Below are 18,874 nucleotides of genomic sequence, written 5' to 3' on the forward strand. Positions count from 1 at the left end.
TCTTGGTTCAGATTCTTGGCGGAACACACTGAATTTTCAAGAGAATACCATCCGCTATCTTCGTTTTCGGGCCGGCCTCATGAATAAGCCGGGATGAAGCTAACGTCTGCGTTAACAAGCATCAATACCCGGCACCATGTTCTTTTTGGTTCTAACCGCTTTTGGCCGGTTTGTGCCCTTCTGGTTCCAAGGTGGTTTGATCAGGTAAAAGAGATGCTGGTTCACATTGGAGCACGGCAGCAATCTCATATAACTTTTCCACGGTGATATTAACTTCTCCTCGTTCGACTCTTCCTATATAGCTGCGATCAATACCAGCAGCTAAGGCAAAGGCATCTTGCGAAAACCCCTTCTTCTTCCGTTCTTCCCTGATATTTTGTCCCAGAGTCTTCGCTAGCTCACCCATACCCGCCTCATTTCCTTTTGGCGGGACTATCCTTCGTTGCGGCCTACCTAGCCACGGACTATAATCCGCATTTCGTTTTTACCTCTCCTAGGTGATGGTCATGTCGGGTACCCCCCCTTCGATTGAGGAGCGCATTTTCGAACTCCTTTTAGAAACTGATAACGCTCAATTCACTATACGCAGCCTCCGTGACCAATATGCACACCAACATGGCATAGCCGCTGAGTACCGCACTGCTCTGAGGCGTTTTATCTATGAAAGAATTAAAAAGCTAATCACCGCTGGCTTGGTGGAGAAAGACAGTGAAAAACGCAAACGCGATCAGCTCTATTTTGTTTTGCCTTCAATTAGAGAAGCGGGCTTGAGCCTGGAGGGAGAAAGTTTTGAAGCATGGCACCAGCGGCTCGTGTCGCAAACAGCAAATGAAACAACAGAGACAACCGTTATTCCAAAAGACGAAAATAGTAGTGAACAGAGCCCCAGTGCTAGAAAGGCTTCGAGTCAATATGCCTTGGAGAAAGTGTTAAAGGAAACGCAAAGTGAATTCCTTTCTACACTGGGTGAAGTCGAGGCGTTCCGTGAGCTTATGGATGAATACCCTGATCTTAAGGCGAGTATCGTGGTTGATCATCGTGATGCTTATGACCGGAGCGCACGCTTAATGGGCCGGGTGCGTGCACTAGAAAAATCCCTACATCGGCTAAAGGGTACATGAGCACGAGGCTGCGGAGATGGCAAGCAGAGTGCTTGGAGCTAGCGAAGGTTCACTACTTACTCCATAGCGACTTTTTCGTGCAAGCAACACCTGCGAGCGGAAAAACCCGACTGGCAGCTGAAATGACTCGATGGCTCCTTGAAGAAGGACATATTGATTTTGTTATCTGCTTTGCGCCAACGAGAGAAGTGGTGGCTGGTATCCAGCGCACCTTTACCGTCGTATTGAATCAGCGGTTTGGCGATACGCTTGCGTCAGTAGGGGCTGCCTATACCTACCAATCAATGGAATATCACCCTGAGGATTTTTGGACGTTATTCACAGAATATCGCACATTGACCATTTTCGATGAGATACATCACTGTGCAGGCCATGATCCGCTCCTCAGCAACACGTGGGGCCAGCAGATAATTCAGCGTATCCAAAATGCGGCCACTTACACGTTAGCGCTGTCAGGAACGCCCTGGCGTTCGGATGAGTTACCTATCGCATTAGCTCGTTACAGCGATCCAGAAGGCAAACTCATTTGCGATTACCGTTATGACCTTAAAACCGCCATTCAAGACGGTGTATGCCGCTCGCCACGAATTACGCTCATCGATAACCCACTGATCCGCTTAACCGAAGAGAACGAAAGCACAGCATCGGTAAGAGCGTTTTCCTCATTTCAACAGTTGCTTAGTGAGTCGCCAATCAGCTACGAAGACCTGTTGCGACACGACGACATCCTGAATGCGGTGCTAGACCTTGGCATCAAACGACTCAACAAAGAGCGGAACAGCGTGCCTAATGCTGGCGGTCTAGTCGTTGCTACTGACATTGAACATGCCCATCAAATCGCTGAGCTTTTGCTTCATAAGGGTGAAAGTTATGTAGTGGTGACTAGCCAAACACCGAAGGCGCATCAACTAATTGACCAATACCGATATAACAGTACGCGCTGGATTGTCGCGGTAAGCATGATTTCCGAAGGGACGGATATCCAACGGTTATGCGTTTGTGCGTACCTGAGCAGGATTCGAACAGAGCTGCATTACCGGCAGGTTTTAGGGCGCATTTTACGCAAAATGGGCGACTCAGATGTAACAGCATGGCTCTATGTCATCGCCGAGCCACTGCTGCGTAAATATTCGCAGCGAATAGCTGAGGATTTACCCGAAGATCAGGCGATGCTTCAAACCCAAAAGCTGAACCTACGATTGGAGAAAGCGCGCTCCAGTCAAATGGGCGGCACTGAGGAGAGTGAGCCAGCTGCGAGTAATAGCCAACCGTTATCAGCAGAAAATATTAATGAGCGTGAGATGCTGTCTCTTGAGCCTCCCTTGCTAACGCTTAGCTTCTCGGAATACTACCGCCAGCACCTCTTGTCTCTTATATAGGCCCTCTTTTATAAAGTTTTATGAACAAAAAACCTTTTGATTCATCTACGTAAGGACCACCAAAGATGAATCAGAGCCGTCTGCTCTATGGGTCATTCCCCCATTTTAAAAAGCTACAGAAGTAGAGCTCAGAGCACAGCCGGGCACCTCTATATTTCAACAACGTCGGTAATAATAGCTTTTTGCCAACCAAAATGTGGCGCTTAAGTGAAAAGCTGCATAAATACTAACGCAGCAGATTGATCGGTGCCGCCAGTGTAGAATCTGTCCATCAGGACACCGTATAACAGAACTACCCAATGGAAGCAGATCTCGGTAGCCAAGAAGTTACCTGCCGAGATCGGTTCCTGGCCCGGAGGCCGTGTGTCAAAGCAACAATTGATCGAAGTACTGTCGCCGTCCTACTTCGCCCAATGCGGCATGTGTCAAACTGACCTGGCTATGCTTTTGCGTACTTAGCTAGCATCTGAATCAGCTCACTTTCATTAATTACCTCTACACCGAGGTCTTTAGCTTTTGTAAGCTTAGACCCTGCACTCTCTCCCGCCACAACGTAAGATGTGCGAGTTGACACGTTTCCAGACACTTTGCAGCCTAGGCTTTCCAGAGATTCCTGTGCCTCAGACCTAGTCATACTGTTCAAAGTACCTGTTAAAACGAACGTTTTTCCTTTCAACGGCTGCGAACTCTCATCTACCTGGACTACTTCCCACCGTACGCCTTGCTCGATGAGCGCGTTAATTACCGACAAGTTTCTTTCCTGCCGAAAAAAGTGATAGATATGTGTTGCGACGATTTCTCCTATATCAGGAACATCTACCAACTGCTCCATAGAAGCAACTATGAGTTTGTTGAGATCCCCAAAGGATAGTGCCAAGTTCTTTGCTGTAGCCTTTCCAACTTCTCGTATCCCTAATGAATAGACGAACTTATCAAATGTCGTTTCTTTAGAATTATCAATAGCTTGAAGTATATTCTCAATCTTTTTAGGACCCATTCGATCCAGATGCAATAAAGAGGGCGCGGTTAGGGTATAAAGGTCAGCGGGGCTTTTGACTATCTCTTGCCTAACCAACTCCTCAATAATTTTTTCACCTAGACCAACTACGTTCATGGCATTTCTAGAGCAGAAATGTCTTATTGCTTCTATCAACTGCGCTTTACAAACTAGCCCACCGGTACATCTTGCATCAGCTTCCCCTTCAACCTTTTCAATATCTGATTTGCATACTGGGCAGGATTGAGGAAATATGATGGGCTTTCTATCTGCCCCCTTGGTTGATACAGACATGACCTGCGGGATGACATCTGCTGCGCGGCGAATGATCACCTCATCACCTATACAAAGGCCAAGGCGCTCAATTTGATTCGCATTGTGTAACGAAGCACGACTTATTGTCACTCCTCCTATAAAAGCTGGCATCAGAACTGCAACTGGCGTTATCTTTCCAGTTCTCCCAACTTGAAACTCAACGTTTTCCAATCGGGTCTTACCTTCCTGGGCTGGAAATTTATGAGCGATTGCCCACCTGGGAGCATTTGTAATGAAGCCAAGTGACTCCTGTTGAACAATTGAGTCAACTTTAAAAACGACCCCATCAATCTCATACGGAAGGGCTGAACGAGAAGCCATAAGCTCCTCAATGTAGTCGTGACAACCAGATACTCCAACTTTAGTCGTACTTTCTTTCGGAAGTGCAAACCCCAGATCTTTGAGATAAATTAGTCGCTCAAACTGGCTAGCAGGGAGCTCTTTACCTTCACAAACGCCGACTCCATATGCAAAAAACTCTAGAGGCCTACGTGCTGTTACATCAACATTCAGCTGTCTCAAACTCCCAGATGCCGCGTTTCGTGGATTTACGAGCAAGTTTTTTCCTTCGCTCGCTAGGCGTTCATTAAGTTCTTCAAACTTTACCACAGGAATTACGACCTCACCCCTAACCTCAAGCCTATTAGGAGCATTAATATTTGATAGCGTTCGAGGCACATTACGGATGGTTTTTACATTCCGTGTTACATCTTCACCAACACTGCCATCGCCTCTAGTTGCCCCCCTGACCAGAGCCCCATTCTCGTATATCAGACTAACGGCCAATCCATCTAGCTTCGGTTCTGCGCAAAATGTTACAGGACTCGATGTACCAAACGATTTCTCGATCCTTCGAATGAAATTTTCCAAGCCACTGAAATCAAACACATTGTCCAATGAAAGCATTGGAACTTCGTGCCTCACCTTTTTAAAGCCCTTCGCTACTCCTCCTCCAACTTTCTGAGAGGGTGATGAAGGATCACTTCTCTCGAGATTTTCACTTTCTAGTTCCTTCAACTCACGCATTAGCTCGTCGTATTCGGAGTCAGTAACGGAGGGCTCATCCAAAATGTAATATTCATGATTGTATTTTTCTACAAGAGCTCTCAGCTCCGAAATTCTGTCTTGATTTTTATGATTCATCGTCATCAACTCGACCGCTTGGGTGCATTTGCTACCTAGCTATGATTATTTTACAAATTAGCCTATTTGAAACTCCGAGCTACAGGGTGACACCTACATCACCCGCCCGGCGAATCGAGACCGTATCGCCGATCATTACGTCCAGGCGCTTAATTTCATCGGCGTTATGTAGCGTGGCGTTGGAAACCGTCACACCCGCCACAGTGACTGGTTCAAGACGTGCTACGGGAGTAATCGCCCCTGTGCGGCCAACCTGAAACTCAACATCGTTCAGCGTGGTGACTTCTTCCTGGGCGGGAAACTTAAAGGCCACCGCCCAGCGCGGTGCGCGAGCAACAAAGCCCAGCTCGCGCTGGTGGCGCAAATCGTTCACCTTGATCACTACGCCGTCGATATCAAAGCCTAGCCCATCGCGCTTTTCACCCAACTGCTCGCAGTAATCAGCAACGGCCTCGGGGCCCTTCACAACCTTCAGCTCTGAACTGGCACGAAACCCAAGCATGGATAAACGTGCCATCAGTTCGCTATGTGTGGTATCGCCTAGATCGGGTTCCAAGCGTATAGCCTGGTAGGCGTGAAACTCTAACGGGCGTTTCGCGGTGATACGCGGATCCAGCTGACGCAGACTGCCTGCCGCTGCATTACGCGGGTTGGCAAATACCTTGCTGCCCTCTTCTCGGGCGCGCTCATTCAGCACTTCAAAGCCGGAGTGGCGCATAATTACCTCGCCACGCACTTCCAAAAGCTCAGGCACACTCTTGCCCATTAGCTTAAGTGGCACGGAGCGCAGCGTGCGCAGGTTAGAGGTAATTCCCTCACCGGTGCGCCCATCCCCTCGGGTTGCCCCGCTAATGAGTACGCCTTGCTCGTAAACCAGTGATACCGCGGCGCCATCCAGCTTGGGCTCACAGGTGAACTCGACCTCCTCTGCCGTCCACTCCAGGCGTTCAGCCACCCGCTCGGCAAAGGCGTGAATATCTTCTCGACTAAAGGCGTTATCTAACGACAGCATAGGAATAACGTGGGCCACAGATGGGAAGCCATCGGCGGGTGCAGCGCCAACGCGCTGGGTAGGCGAATCAGGTGTGATCAGTTCGGGATGTTCAGCTTCCAACTGCTTTAAACGCTGAAATTGCCGATCATAATCCGCATCCGTCAGTTTGGGCTCATCCAGCACGTAATAGCGGTAATTTGCCTCGTCCAGGGCGGCACGTAGCTGGGCAATCTCTTCCAGTGATAGAGAATCAGACTGACTCATGTAATGGTTTCCATACGCCTAGGAAACCTCTGATTAACTATTGCGCTTGGCCATACTGCGTTAAAAATCGCCTCGTGCGCGAGTCCGATCAAAATGATCATTACAGCTTGTAAACTCCGCTTTTTCGTTGATTTTTGCCTTGTCTGGCCTGTGCTCATGACGTTAATCAGAGGCTCCCTAGCAAAAAGGGTAAATTGAAAAATACAAAATATGCTGCGTATTGAACAAAAACACCCGCCTTCTGGCAAGAAGGCGGGTGTTTCACAGCAGGCATTAATTAGCGGACTTGCATATGCCGGTGCAAGCGATGACGCCGCTCAAATTCACGCACACGCTGACGGGCAAACTCAATCGTTTGCGCAGTCATCACGCTACGATTTTCATCTTTCAGCTCGCCGCCCATATGGCGTACCACGACCATCGCGGTCTCCACCATGGCTTCAAACGCTGCCGAGCTGTCCACAGCGCCGGGCAGCGGCATCAGCAGCGTGATGCCTGGCGTCATAAACTCGCCCATCTCTTCAATGGGGAAGGTGCCAGGCTTAACTACGTTAACCATGGAGAACTGAAGTTCGCTATCTTCACTCTCCGTTTCAAACCGGTGGAAAATGCCCATTTCACGGCTGTAACGCAAGCCACACACCATCATCAGCTCAAGCAGTTTACTGCCGTCGAAACCTTCTGGGTCTCGGGAAAGCACGCTAATCACGATGACTTCTTCAGCGCTAGAGAGTGTTTCTTTTGCGTGTTCGCCACTTACATCATGGCGCAAGGCTTTTTCTAGCGTGGGATGAACGCGCACTCTCTCTTCAGCGGCACGGTCGTCATAAGCTACGTCGCTGGCATAATCCTCTTCACTAAAACCGGTGCTTTGATTTTCTGAATAAGTATTTTCTACGTAAGCTTTTTCGCTATCAAATGCGGCATGACCTGCGCGCTCATATTGGAGAGCCTCTTCTTCAGCCATTTGCTGTTGAGCGGAAAGCCTATCCGCTGCCGCCGCATCAGCCGCTGCTTCGCGGGCGTGAGCCTGCTCTTGAGCAAGGCGAGCGCGTTCGGCTTCAGCAGCTTCTTTCGCTTCGCGCTTTTGCTCAGCCTCTAATGCTTTACGTTCAGCCTTCTGTTTAGCCAAGGCTTTATTACGCACCGCTTTTTCAGCTTTCTTACGCTGTTTCTCCTGACGACGCTCAATGAGTCGACGTTTAAAAGAACGCGCCATGCCTTCAAAGTCGACCAATCGGTACTCATCAACGGCGTCATCATCTAACTCGCCATGCTCACCCACAGTGTCGGAACGCAATTGACGACGCTTGGCGATGTTATCGCTGGAAGCATGCTTTGCAAATACGGCATCTTCCGGCTCAGCGCGTAATACCGGCTCTTGCTCATAATGAGGCTTAACCGGCGTTTCAGGCTCTGCTTCACTGGTGGTGATGGCCATTGGCTCAGGCGTTGCTGTTACATCTACATCGGCTACATTGGCTGCCATTTCAGCTTTAGCAACCTCAGCTTTGGCAGTTTCATCTGTAGCGACTTCTTTTCTGGCCACGTCATCTTTTACAACCTGAGATGGAGCCGCTTGAGGTTCAGCAACTTGAGGTGAAGCAGTGTCAGTGGCTTTTAGCGTCGCGTCAGCGTGATTGGTTTCAATAGGCTTGACGTCTGCGGCAGCAGAAGGTTGCTCAACGTTCGGCTGTGGCGCAGGAGTACTAGCCTTTACATCGGCTAGCGATGTATCGCCCATCGTAATGCTAGGCTCCCGACGCTCATGCTCATTCGGCATTGAAACCTGAGAAGCAGAAGCAGCCATGGAAGCAGTTAAAGGCTGCTCCTTCTTAACCGCAACTGTTGGCTTCGATTTAATGATGGCTTCCGCTTTTTCTGCCTTATCTGACTTCCGTTTGGCCGCCTTAGCAGATACGGAGCGCCTGAACTCAGAAAGCACCCTGGAGGGACCAGGATGCTCTTGACGTTCTAGCTTTGGCTTATTGCCTAAGCCGCTATAATCAGCAGCCTTAACAACTCGGGCACCCCCATTAGGAAGTTCCCAATTGATCTCTGCCGCTTTAGCAGCATCTTCGGGATCATCTAGCTGACTAGCTGAGAGATCCTTCTCCGCCTGATCAAGACGAGGTACTCGACGCTGCCGTTGAAGTCTTCGCGCACCATCAATAACGATGAGCGATACCAACGCCAACCCTAAGATAATTAGCCACTCTCTTAATTCCATGTCGAACGTTCCATGGTCATCTTGCCGTTTGCTAAGGCACCATGCCTGAATTTAGGTAACTGCGACGTAATAAACACTTGCCACCAGCATAGCGCGATTGATATGAAAATGGCGAATTTTTGCGATTTTTTCATACTTTGTTGGTGCTTTTGACACTTTGTATGGAGTGTAAGGCAATGGTCAGACCTCAGCTTCACGCAAAAGTGCCTTGAGAATTTGATCCATCCTTTATAGCCAGCTTTATAAAGGAGTCTTGGCAGCAAGAAAAGCCATTCGGGCCTCTGAAAATGCGTTTATTTCTTCAAGCTGCCTCTGCCTAACAGGCAACTCATCCCCACTTTCAAGATATATCTAGTAAGCTGCTTAACGATCTCATACTCAATATTGATATGGGTAATATAGTTAAGTTGAGCGCTTTAGGACATTTTTTTAACATATTTATCATAATGCTTATCAATAGATGTTTAACAAACCGCTGTTTAAAGTTACAGCTTCGCCCAAAACTCTTCAGCCGCAGCACTAATTGAAGCAAGGGGGCGAACAAGATGTATTTGAAGCGGGATATCCCAACGTTGCTCTAAGGCTCGAATCAAACGACCTTCGTTAATTTCTTGCTCTGAAAGGCTTTTTGGCAACCAAGCCACCCCTTTACCCTCTAAAGCCATGGACATTAACACCGCCGCCAAGTGGCTACTAAACTGAGGTTTAAGCGCTAAAACGTCAGCTTTACCGTATAACCGATGGCTCACTATACGTCCGAGCCCTGATGCTTCTGTATAGGCCAAATAAGGGTATTGATTAGCAGAAATATCCTGGCGAGAAGCGCTACTCATCAACGCCATTAGAGTATCTTCGCCCACCTGCTTGCTGACAAAGTGCTCAGAAGCCAACATTGAAGGCACGTCAGGATGACGATGGCAGAGTAAAAAAGGCACTTCCCCATGCACTAGCAGCTGCTCACATCCAGCCATACTGTCGGAGTGAAGCCGAATCGCCTCAATGGGTGCACCATTATCCACTTGGCGAATCCAGCGCGGAAAGAACGTAAACGAAAGCGAGTGCGTGGCAGCGAAGGAGAGTGTTTTCGCCATAGTGCCCGCCACTTCTTGTGCCTCAGAGCGCAGCCGATAAAGGCGACTCGTCGCTTCAAACACATTGGCTAAAATATGCCTGCCTGCTTCGGTCAAGGTGGTGCCTTGCGGCGTACGCACAAACAGGCTAACCCCCATCCACTGCTCTAGCGAACGGATACGTCGGCTAAACGCTGGCTGAGTAATATGGCGCGCTTCTGCTGCGCGCACGAAACTGCCGTGCTCTGCCAGGGCAATAAAATCTTCTAGCCAAACAAGCTCCATGGGCAATGCCTTTTCAGCATGGGGTGGCGTAGTAATAGCATTGGTTAGACTGACTTACCACGCTTATTGTGATGCTCTAACTTATTAAGGAGCCTTCCATGCGCATCGTTGAAATCCGCGAGAAAACCGTTTCGATTGCATCACCTATCGCCAACGCCTATATCGATTTTTCCAAGATGACCTGCTCCGTGGTGGCGGTGATAACAGATGTGGTGCGCGACGGTAAGCCTGTAATTGGTTACGGTTTTAATTCTAATGGCCGCTATGGGCAAGGGGCGCTTATGCGTGATCGTTTCCTTGACCGCATTAGCGAAGCTGATCCTGAAAGCCTTATTGATCAAGAGCATAACAACCTTGATCCATTTGCGATCTGGAAGGCCCTGATGACCAACGAAAAACCCGGCGGCCACGGTGAACGCTCCGTGGCGGTAGGCACAATCGACATGGCCGTTTGGGATGCAGTGGCAAAAATTGAAGGCAAGCCCCTCTACCGGCTGCTCGCTGACCGCTACCGCAACGGCCAAGCTGACGATAAAGTCTGGGTGTACGCAGCAGGAGGCTATTACTACCCAGGTAAGGACCACAGCAAGCTACAGGACGAAATGCGCAGCTACCTGGATCGCGGCTATAACGTGGTCAAAATGAAAATTGGCGCCGCGCCATTAGCAGAAGATTTACGCCGTATTGAAGCCGTGATTAAGGTCGTCGGTGACGGTAGTCGCCTAGCCGTTGATGCCAATGGTCGCTTTGATCAAGCAACGGCGATTGCTTACGCCGAAGCGCTAAAACCCTACAACCTGTTTTGGTATGAAGAGGCAGGCGACCCGCTCGACTACGCCCTTCAGGCCGAGCTTGCCAACCACTATGAGTTGCCGATGGCGACTGGCGAAAACCTTTTTTCGCATCAGGATGCACGTAATCTTCTTCGCCATGGCGGTATGCGCGCTGATCGTGACTACCTACAGTTTGATTGCGCGCTCTCCTACGGACTGGTCGAGTACATGCGCACGCTAAACGTGATGGACGAGCTAGGCTGGTCATCGCGCCGCGTGGTTCCCCATGGCGGACATCAGATGTCGCTGAATATTGCAGCGGGCTTGCAGCTAGGCGGCAACGAGTCCTACCCGGACGTTTTCCAGCCATTCGGCGGTTTTGCAGATGGTATTCAGGTGGAGAACGGCTATGTGGGCCTGCCCGATATTCCTGGCGTAGGCTTTGAGGCGAAATCTAAACTGCATGCGGTGATGCGCGAGCTGGGTGAAGGTTAAAGTTAACGACGAAAGCGCCTAATCAACCAGCGCCGCTGCCTCTTCAATACCTACCGAGACTAACCGCGACACGCCGGGCTCTTGCATGGTCACCCCCATCAAGCGCTCGGCGGCTTCCATAGCGATTTTATTGTGGGTGATATAGATAAACTGCACGTTCTCAGACATCTCTTTGACCAGCCTTGCATAACGCCCAACGTTAGCGTCATCCAGCGGGGCATCTACTTCGTCCAACATACAGAACGGCGCAGGGTTAAGCTGGAAAATCGCAAACACCAACGACAGCGCCGTCAGCGCTTTTTCGCCACCTGACAGTAGATGAATGGTGCTGTTCTTCTTACCTGGCGGACGGGCCATAATCGCCACGCCGGTTTCCAACAGGTCATCGCCGGTCAGCGTTAGCCAAGCCGCACCGCCGCCAAACACTCTTGGAAACAACGCCTGCAACCCTGCATTAACCTGATCAAAGGTTTCGCGGAAACGCACTCGGGTTTCCTGGTCGATGCGCTTAATCGCCCGTTCGAGGGTTTCCAGCGCTTCGGTCAGCTCAGCGTGCTGCGCTTCTAAATAGTTACGCCGTTCGGCCTGCTGATCGTACTCCTCAATGGCGGCGAGGTTGATTGCGCCCAAACGTCGAATTTTGTCCGTGGTACTTTCCAGGCGCTCTTGCCAACCGGCTTCACTGGCCTCGGGAGGTAGTTGCTCAGCGAGGGTTTCGGCATTGTGGCCAAGCTCTGCTAACTGTTCATCCTGAGTAGCGGCTTTTAGCGCCAGCGCCTGCACATCCATGCGCCGCTGCTGAAGCTGCTCGCGGCTCTGCTCTAGATTGCGCTCATGCTGCTGCCGGGCTAGCTCATCGTTACGCAGTTGCTCTGCCAGTGCCTGGGCCTGCTGGCGAGTGGCATTTAAACGCCCCTCCTGCTGTTCACGCTGGTGAAGCAGCTCTTCTAGCTCTTCACCTGCCAGCTCATCGGGCTCGATCAACATTTCCCGCGACTCTTCCAACTCGGCAATGCGTAACGTTAAACGCTCTTCAATATCGCTACTGCGCGACTGGTGTGAACGAAGGCTGTCGCGCTCGGCGCTTAACCGCTCTCGCTCCAGGGCTAACGCCTGCTGCTGCGCTTTTAGTGGTGAGTGCTGCTGGGTTAGCTGGTCACGCTGTTCGCGCTGACGATTGCGCTGTTCAGCGGTGGTTTCCCGCGCTTCGGCACTACTTTCCAATTGCTCCATCGCCACATGCCAGCGGGCGCGCTGCTCATCTAGAGTGAGTGCTAACTCCGCTTCATCTTCCTGTAACTGAGCAAGCTCTTCGTCAAGCTCAGTGGCACGGCTGTGTAAATGCTCCAAGCGCTGGGCCAAGCTGCGCTCTTTTACCGCTAACTGCTGAAGCGTGGCGGCGTGAGCGCGCTCCTGTTCGGCCTGCTGTTCGCGAGCTTGCTCCAGTGTTTCAATCGCTTCGTTGGCGGCGTCACACTGCTCTTCTGTCAGCGCTAGCGCGTCTTCTTGCTGCTCGCGCTGGGCAGTCAGTTCGGCGTAACGGCGGCGCGTTAACAATAACCCATCAATGCCCTCGCCATTGGCCTGCTGGTGCAGCCAGCCGCGCCCGCGCCAAACACCATCGCGGCTCACGACGCTTTCACCGGGCGCCAAGTGGGCCACCTGCTGCTCGGCCTGTTCAGCGGTTTCGGTGTAGTGAATACTTGCTAACCATTCAGCCAGCGCACCGGCGCCGTTGACCAATTGATCTAAGCGCTGACCTGAAGAGGATAGTGCAGGCGATGTTTGATCAATCAAACGCCAGTCGGTCGCCAACGCCTCGGGCAAGGCGGCCAGCTGGTGGCTGGTCACGAGGCGGGCAGTGAGCCAGGGGGCGAGTAGCCAGGAAGTAAGCGCTTCCCAACCTGGTTCGACTTGCAGCGCCTCACCTAGCTGAGGTGCATCTGCTAGCCCATAAGCCTCCAGACGTTTACCCATATCAGGATCGTGATCTGCCAGCGCCACATCCATCAACGTTTTAAGTGACGCTAATTCGCCCTGACGCTGGCTGAGATCTGCACGCTGCTGGTCGCGGACTTGAGTGGCCTGTTGATACGCCGCTTTGGCATCGTTATAGCGCTGCTGCCACTGCTCACGCTCAGCTTGAAAGCCCTCCGCCTGCTGCTGCGCCTCGGCTAACTGTGCTTGGCATAGTGCGTGCTCTTCACGCAGCGCGGTGAGATCGGCGACTTCTCCTCGTTGCTGGCGGCGGCGTTGATTTTCGGCCTGCAGGCGCGCAATGCGCTGCTCAAGATCACGTAGCTGATCCTGACTACGATCCGCCTCGCGGCTGGCATCGCGCCAACGGGCTTCAGCATCCGTCCACTGCTGCTCAGCGGCTTCCAGCGCGGGCGAGGCATCGGCCAATGCTTGCTCAAGATTCTCAAGCTGCTCTTCCAGCGCTTCGTGTTCGGGCTGTAGGTCATCAAAACGTTCATCAATAGCTGCCAAACGCGCTTGATCGCCTTCACTGACACGGCGCTGCTCGTCTAGCTCCCGGCGTGCAGTGGCTATATCCGTGGCAAGCTGGCTTTCACGGCTACGACGGTGAGCCTGGTCTTGCTCCAAGCGAGCGATGCGCGTGGTGGTTTCAAAAAACTGCTGCTGGTGGCGGTCGAGCACCTCGGCGAGTTCGTCATGCTGCTCGCGGGCTTGCTCAAGCCGGGTTTCACACTGGCGAACGCCAAAGACGTCTTTCTCGACAGCTATTTCCAGCTCGCGGACGCGGCTCTCCTGATGAGATTGCTCGGTGCGCAGGGTACGGCCACGTAGCAGCGCAAGCTCGCCTTTAAGGCGATACTCCTGCTGCTTCAACTCTTGATAGCGCTTGGCGGCCTCGGCCTGCCGCTTAAGGCGGTCTAGCTGTTTATCCAGCTCTTCGCGAATATCATCGAGGCGCTCCAGGTTCTCTTGAGTACGCCGCATACGGTTTTCTGTTTCGCGGCGGCGCTCTTTATACTTGGAGATACCCGCGGCTTCTTCAAGCGTTGAGCGTAGATCGTCAGGGCGGGCTTCAATTAGCCGCGAAATCATCCCCTGGCCAATAATAGCGTAGGAGCGTGGCCCTAGCCCGGTGCCCATAAACAGGTCGGCAATATCGCGACGGCGGCACTTCTGGCCATTAAAGAAGTAGTTCGACTGGCCATCTCGGGTAACTAAGCGTCTTACGACAATTTCAGCGTACTGGGCGTAAATACCGCCCATGCTGCCATCGCGATTATCAAATTTGAGCTCTATGGAGGCTTGGCTAATCGGTTTACGGCCCGTAGAGCCGTTAAAAATAACGTCCGCCATTGATTCACCGCGCAGGGTTTTGGCGGAGGACTCCCCCATCACCCAGCGCACGGCATCAATAATATTGGATTTGCCACAGCCATTGGGCCCCACGATAGCGGTCATATTGCCATCGAAGGGCACCGTCACGGGATCCACAAAGGATTTGAACCCGACTAAACGAATCGACGTTAAGCGCATGCCGAAGCGGCGTTCCCGTTACAGTTATTCAAATACACGGTTAATCACCACTTCGGCGGCTTCATCTTCATCTATTGGGCCTACGCTAACCCCCTCAAGATCGCCAAACAGATCACCGGGCTGCGGAGTCGCTTGGCCTGAAGGCGAGACACGTACCATTAAGCGTGCTTCACGCACTTGGGAGATTTGCGCCTGGGGCGACATGGCCACGCTATTATCTAACACCACGGTCATCGGCAGCTCAGAGACGAGCGCCTGCACCACCGCCAATGGCGGCAGTTCACCATCAAGATCACGGGCGGTGATAAACACCGTATCGTCGTCGCTAACGCGCTCGGCAAGCTCCTCATCTAACGATACCGTTACCCGGATACCGGTGCTCTCGGCGGCTTCCACCGCGGCTTCTTCGGGCGCAACGCCCATTCGCTCCTGGGCCACGCGAATACCTTCGCGTAACGAGGCGGCGGTATTGGGGTCTTCAATATTGGCTACCGCCCGGCGCCAGCGATCAATCGCCTGCTCATAATCGCCATTGTCAAAAGCATGAATGCCCAGCATGCCCAGTACCGTTGGCTGGCGGGGGTCTTGCTCAAGGGTTTCGTCTACCAGCGCCTGAACCTCGTCGGTAAGTTCACGACCAGCAACAAAGAAGCGAATTTGCGCGAGCTGCGCGAGCAACGGCGCGATACGCCCCTCAATCTCAATTAGCCGCTCAAGGGCATTCACCGCTTGATCCGGCTGCCCGATTTCACGGTAAAGTGGAAATAGCGTACTCCACACATTCGGATTATTCGGCTGCCGGGCAGCCTGCTCCTCCATGCGCTCAATATACATAGCGAGCGATCCCTCGGGGTCATTCTGCACTTCTTCTTGAACCGCTAGTAGGGTCAGATCACCTTCTGCTCCCTCTTGCTGGTACCAAAGCACACTAATCACAACGACAGCGACCATCACAACCGGCACCACCAGACGACCAGAACTGGCTGACTTGAGTGGTCGGCGCACTGTCACTTCGGTGTCTTCCAGCAGGCTACGCTCAAGCTCCAGGCGGTCTTCTTCAAAGCGCTCAGTGTCAATATCCCCGCGCTCCCGGGCAGCTTCTAACGACGCCAAGCGGCGCCTGAAGATGGCCACGTTTTGCTCTGCAGAGGTGTCGTTTACTTCAAAGTCGTGCAGTTGATCATGTAAGTCGCGCGCATTTCTGAGCGGCGATACCAGCAGCCATAGGGCGGGGAGCAGTAAAACGGCAATCGCAATCCAGAGCAGCGTCATGAAGACCTCTCACGGTTGATTAAAGCATCTAAGCGCGCGCGCTCTTCGGCGCTCAGCGCTTTAGCAGACGCGTTGCGGCGAGCACGTACCATCATCACGACCACTATTGTTCCTAACAACACCAGCGCAATGGGCAGCCCCCAAAGTAGATAAGTGCGGTTTTCTAAGCGCGGGTTATAGAGAATGTACTCACCAAAACGCTGCACCATGTGATCAACGATTTCGATATCCGACTGACCATCCTGCAAAAGTAAGTAGACACGATCACGCATATCGCCAGAGATAGGCGCATCTGAGTCATCAATGGCTTGGTTTTCACACAGCGGGCAGCGCATGGAGGCGGTTAAATCGCGATAGCGCTTCTCCATGACCGGGTCATCAAACTCACGTACCTCAATGCCACCCGCCATTGCACTGGCAGCAAGCAGTAACAGCAACAACGCTGCGCAAGAACGTATTAACGCCATTTTTCCACCTCCGGCAAAATCCGATCGCGTACATCTTCAGGCGATACGTAGCCCTTGTGGTGATAGCGAATCACGCCGTCGGCATCGACAAGAAACGTTTCTGGGGCGCCGTATACACCTAGATCAAACCCTAGCTCGCCATCTGGATCGAAAATATTGGTTTCAAACGGATCGCCAAACTCACTGAGAAACTGCATGCCTTTCTCGCGGGTATCCCGGTAGTTAACCCCCACCATGCGAATTCCTTGATCAGCCAGCCCTAGCAGCTGCGGCATTTCCTGCTTGCACGCCGGGCACCATTCACCCCATACGTTAACTAGCGTCATTTCGCCTTCAAACAACGTTTCGTCGACACGCTGATTTTCATCGCGCAGGGTAGTGGCCTCAAAAGCGGGAAACGCACGGGCCATTAGCGCTGAATCGCGCTGCGAGGGGTCCAGATAAAGACCCTGGTAAAAAAACAGCGCCAAGCCTAAAAAGCCAACTGGCAGCAATAGCAGTAGCAACCGTCGCTTCATACCACGGCCTCCTGGGTTGCTGGAGGTTTAGCAGCCACCTTAGCGGTATCCCGCGCGACCGAAGTGCGGCGATAGCGCTTGTCGAGCACCGCCAGCACTCCGCCAAAGGCCATTAATAAACCACCCAGCCATAGCCAGCGTACAAATGGTTTATATTGAACACGCATCGCCCAACTACCATCGCCAAGGTCTTCACCCATAGCGACATAAAGGTCGCGGAAGAACCCTGGGCGAAGCGCAACCTGGGTCATCGGCATGCCAGTGGCAAGATAGAGACGCTTTTCAGGGCGCATGGTAAAGCTGCGACCCGTCTCGCCACGCTGCACTTCAATAATGGAGGTATCCGCCAAAAAGTTAGGCCCGCGACGATCAATCAGCTCCGTCATGGTGAACTGGTAGCCCGCCACCTCTACTGATGTGCCCGGCGACATGCGCACATTACGCTCAATGTTGTAGTTGGAGACCACGGCAACACCTACGATGGTCACCGCCACGCCCACATGCCCCAGCACCATGCCCCAATAGGCCAGCGAGAGTTTGCGCAACCCGGCAATAAACGAACTGGCGTGGCGAGTTTTATCAAACAGATCCCGCACCATGGGCAGTACAATCCACAGCGCAGACACAATGCCGAGCGAGACCCACAGATCCCATTCACCGCGGTACAGCAACGGCATTAAAATACCGAGCACCAGCGCGGCAGCGCCCGCCAGCCAGAGCTTGCGTACCAACACACGCCCTTCCATACCTTTCCAACGGGCGACCGAACCCAGCCCCATGAAGATACACATCACTACGGTGAGTGGCACAAACAACGCATTAAAATAGGGAGGGCCGACACTGATTTTACCTAGCCCTAAAGAGTCCAGAATCAGCGGATAGACAGTGCCGAGTAATACAGTGACCGTCATAATCACCAGGAAAATATTATTTACCAGCAGTAGCGCATCCCGGGAGAGCCAGTTGAAACCCACTTTATGACTGACTCGCGGCGCACGCAGGGCAAATACCAGAAACGACAGCGTCACAGTGATCGCCAGCAGCATTAAGATAAAGAAGCCACGGGCAGGATCGTTGGCAAACGCATGCACCGAGGTAAGCACCCCGGAGCGCACTAAGAACGTCCCCATTAGCGATAGCGAAAAGGTTGAAATCGCCAGCAGCACGGTCCAGCTTTTAAATGAGCCACGCTTCTCCGTGACCGCCAGCGAATGCATCAGCGCAGTGCCTGTTAGCCAAGGCAGCAGTGAGGCGTTTTCAACCGGATCCCAGAACCACCAGCCGCCCCAGCCAAGCTCGTAGTAAGCCCACCAACTGCCCAGTGCAATACCCACGGTCAGAAACGCCCAGGCTAAATTGGTCCAGGGCCGCGCCCAACGGGTCCAGGCCGCGTCTAACCGGCCACCCAGTAGCGCCGCGATTGCAAACGCAAACACCACAGAAAAACCGACATAGCCCATGTAAAGCATGGGCGGGTGAACGATCAGCCCGAAGTCTTGCAGCAGCGGATTAAGATCGGCACCGTCTTGGGGCATGTTAGGCAATAGCCGCTCAAACGGGTTAGATGTAAACAGAATAAACAGTAAAAAGCCGACGCATACCATGCCCATCACGCCCATGACACGGGCGACCATATCGCGCGGCAAGTTATTGGAAAATTGCCCGGCCACAAAGCCCCAGCCCGCGAGCATCAGGCTCCACAGCAGCACGGAGCCTTCATGGTTACCCCACACAGCACTGAACTTGTAGTACCACGGCAGCAGCGAGTTGGAATTATTGGCCACGTTCGCCACGCTAAAGTCATCCAGCATGTAACTTGTGGTCAAACAGGCGTAAGCGATGGCGACAAATAGAAACTGCCCTGCTGCCATAGGACGGCCGTAGGCCATCCACAGCGGGCGGCGAGTGGCAGCACCGGCCAGCGGCATTACCGACTGCACGACCGCCATAAGCAACGCCACAATAAGCGCAAAGTGGCCAATTTCAGGAATCATTTTGATTAACATTTTCGCTCCGAACTAGCACGGCGGTATGGCAA

The 18,874-nt window shown here is 52.4% G+C and carries 12 protein-coding genes and 1 pseudogene; 3 read left to right on the forward strand and 10 right to left on the reverse strand.

The features are described 5' to 3' along the window. Positions 1-151: 151 nt before the first annotated feature. Positions 152-406, reverse strand: coding sequence for a helix-turn-helix transcriptional regulator (locus tag ACQKE4_RS16710; protein WP_339934644.1), 255 nt, complete (start codon positions 404-406; stop codon positions 152-154). A 100-nt stretch (positions 407-506) separates the two neighbouring features. Here ACQKE4_RS16710 and ACQKE4_RS16715 point away from each other — a divergent pair, with 100 nt between their 5' ends. Both ACQKE4_RS16715 and ACQKE4_RS16720 read left to right on the forward strand, forming a co-directional pair. Then, positions 507-1,121 (forward strand): hypothetical protein, encoded by a 615-nt coding sequence (locus tag ACQKE4_RS16715; protein ID WP_141439945.1) that lies wholly within the window; start codon positions 507-509, stop codon positions 1,119-1,121. Next, positions 1,118-2,500 carry a DEAD/DEAH box helicase family protein gene (locus tag ACQKE4_RS16720; protein ID WP_141439946.1) on the forward strand — a complete coding sequence of 461 codons (1,383 nt, stop codon included), beginning with the start codon at positions 1,118-1,120 and terminating at the stop codon, positions 2,498-2,500. The genes ACQKE4_RS16715 and ACQKE4_RS16720 overlap by 4 nt, the downstream gene beginning before the upstream one ends. A 439-nt stretch (positions 2,501-2,939) precedes the next feature. Here ACQKE4_RS16720 and ligA (ACQKE4_RS16725) read toward each other — a convergent pair whose 3' ends face one another. From ligA (ACQKE4_RS16725) to ACQKE4_RS16740, 4 genes and pseudogenes are all read right to left on the reverse strand, one after another. Next, the gene (gene ligA, locus ACQKE4_RS16725) at positions 2,940-4,955 is read right to left on the reverse strand and encodes an NAD-dependent DNA ligase LigA (protein ID WP_141439947.1); all 2,016 of its coding nucleotides are present in this window, start codon (positions 4,953-4,955) and stop codon (positions 2,940-2,942) included. A 94-nt stretch (positions 4,956-5,049) separates the two neighbouring features. Further along, a pseudogene (gene ligA, locus ACQKE4_RS16730) lies at positions 5,050-6,213 on the reverse strand (NAD-dependent DNA ligase LigA); the annotation flags it as partial. A gap of 277 nt (positions 6,214-6,490) precedes the next feature. Continuing rightward, a complete protein-coding gene (zipA, locus tag ACQKE4_RS16735) occupies positions 6,491-8,443 on the reverse strand; it encodes a cell division protein ZipA (RefSeq protein ID WP_427389439.1) in 1,953 nt (650 codons plus the stop codon). Between the two features lie 485 nt (positions 8,444-8,928). Continuing rightward, complete coding sequence (locus ACQKE4_RS16740) at positions 8,929-9,798, reverse strand: LysR family transcriptional regulator (RefSeq protein WP_427389440.1); 870 nt, start codon at positions 9,796-9,798, stop codon at positions 8,929-8,931. Between the two features lie 98 nt (positions 9,799-9,896). Here ACQKE4_RS16740 and ACQKE4_RS16745 point away from each other — a divergent pair, with 98 nt between their 5' ends. Beyond that, positions 9,897-11,066: a mandelate racemase/muconate lactonizing enzyme family protein gene (locus tag ACQKE4_RS16745; protein WP_427389441.1), complete on the forward strand. Its 1,170-nt coding sequence runs from the start codon at positions 9,897-9,899 to the stop codon at positions 11,064-11,066. Between the two features lie 18 nt (positions 11,067-11,084). Here ACQKE4_RS16745 and smc read toward each other — a convergent pair whose 3' ends face one another. Genes smc through ACQKE4_RS16770 form a run of 5 tightly spaced genes read right to left on the reverse strand, consistent with a single transcriptional unit; the run spans position 11,085 to position 18,842 of the window. Then, entirely contained in the window at positions 11,085-14,579 is a 3,495-nt protein-coding gene (smc, locus tag ACQKE4_RS16750; RefSeq protein ID WP_427389442.1) for a chromosome segregation protein SMC, read from the reverse strand. Between the two features lie 24 nt (positions 14,580-14,603). Next, entirely contained in the window at positions 14,604-15,851 is a 1,248-nt protein-coding gene (ccmI, locus tag ACQKE4_RS16755; RefSeq protein ID WP_427389443.1) for a c-type cytochrome biogenesis protein CcmI, read from the reverse strand. Further along, positions 15,848-16,318 carry a cytochrome c-type biogenesis protein gene (locus ACQKE4_RS16760; RefSeq protein ID WP_427389444.1) on the reverse strand — a complete coding sequence of 157 codons (471 nt, stop codon included), beginning with the start codon at positions 16,316-16,318 and terminating at the stop codon, positions 15,848-15,850. The genes ccmI and ACQKE4_RS16760 overlap by 4 nt, the downstream gene beginning before the upstream one ends. Beyond that, on the reverse strand, positions 16,309-16,836 hold the full coding sequence (locus ACQKE4_RS16765; RefSeq protein WP_427389445.1) for a DsbE family thiol:disulfide interchange protein: 528 nt from the start codon (positions 16,834-16,836) through the stop codon (positions 16,309-16,311). Before ACQKE4_RS16765 ends, ACQKE4_RS16760 begins: the two co-directional genes overlap by 10 nt. Then, positions 16,833-18,842, reverse strand: a complete 2,010-nt coding sequence (locus ACQKE4_RS16770; RefSeq protein ID WP_427389446.1) for a heme lyase CcmF/NrfE family subunit — start codon at positions 18,840-18,842, stop codon at positions 16,833-16,835. Before ACQKE4_RS16770 ends, ACQKE4_RS16765 begins: the two co-directional genes overlap by 4 nt. Positions 18,843-18,874 lie beyond the last annotated feature (32 nt).

Source organism: Halomonas sp. NPDC076908 (assembly GCF_050269715.1).
Taxonomy (GTDB): Bacteria; Pseudomonadota; Gammaproteobacteria; order Pseudomonadales; family Halomonadaceae; genus Vreelandella.